The organism is Streptomyces alkaliphilus, from assembly GCF_014141535.1.
GTDB lineage: Bacteria > Actinomycetota > Actinomycetes > Streptomycetales > Streptomycetaceae > Streptomyces > Streptomyces alkaliphilus.
Window position 1 is genome coordinate 1 of the sequence record NZ_VKHT01001330.1, and the last position, 1,088, is coordinate 1,088.

Consider the following 1,088-nt stretch of genomic DNA (forward strand, 5'->3'; position numbering starts at 1 on the left):
GCTCGCCCCCTCTCCGCCCGCTCGGGCGCCCCGGGCACGCGTGAGCACCGGGGAGCGCGGGGATCAGCGCCCGGCCCGCTCCGGGGCCGGGCCGTGGTGCCGCGTCCGCCGGTGTCCCGGCCGGGCGGGCCGCGCCGGAGGTCTCGGCGCGGCGGGCCCGGCCGGGGCCCTCACCCCCGTTCCCGGCGACGGCGGGAGGCCAGGGCCAGGGCGTCGAGCAGCGGCACCGTGCGCTCCCACCCGAGGCAGGCGTCGGTGACGCTGAGGTCGCGGCGCAGGGGGACGGCGGCGGGGTCCTGCGCGCCGTCGGCCAGGTAGGACTCGATCATCACGCCGACCAGGGACCGGTCGCCGTCGGCGATCTGTTCCGCCAGGTCGGCCACGACGGCCGGCCGGCGATTGTGGTCCTTGCCGCTGTTGCCGTGGGAGGCGTCCACGACGATCCGCTCCGGCAGCCCGGCGGCGCCGAGTTCCGTGCGGGCCCGCGCGACGCAGGCCCGGTCGTAATTGGGGGTGGGGCCGCCGCGCAGGACCAGGTGGGTGTCGGGGTTGCCGGTGCTGTCGAGGGCGATCAGCCGGCCGTCGGGCGCCACGGTGGGGAGGGTGTGTCGGTGGGCGGCGGCGCGGATCGCGGCGAGAGCGGTGTCCGTGCGGCCGGAGACGCAGTTCTTCATGCCGACCGGCATCGGCAGCCAGGACGCCATGTGGCGGTGGGGTTGGCAGGCGACGGTGCGCGCCCCGATGGCCCCCCAGGACATCGTGTCGGCGACGTACGGGGCGAGCACGGGGTCGACGAACTCGTAGGCCAGGGGGAGTTCGGCGGCGAGTCCGGTCAGCAGGGCCCTGCCGGTGCGCAGGCCGACGGCCGGATCGCTCGGCCCGCCGGGGGTGGGGACGGTGAGCAGGCCGGGCCAGCCGGTGACCGTGCGGGGTTTCTCCAGGTAGGCGCGGAGGACGACGACCAGGTCGTCGGCCAGGCGGCGGGAGGCGGCGGCGAGCAGGGCCGCGTACTCCGCGCCGGCCGCGGGGTCGTGCACCGAGCAGGGGCCGACGACCACCAGCAGGCGGGGATCGCGGCGGGCCAGGAC

The 1,088-nt window shown here is 78.0% G+C and carries 1 protein-coding gene; it reads right to left on the bottom strand.

Features of this window, described 5'->3' with window-relative positions; genetic code table 11:
- Positions 1–170: 170 nt before the first annotated feature.
- Positions 171–1,088 (bottom strand): 3-deoxy-7-phosphoheptulonate synthase (locus tag FNQ90_RS24295; protein WP_182608309.1); only part of this gene is annotated, 918 nt, incomplete at its 5' end.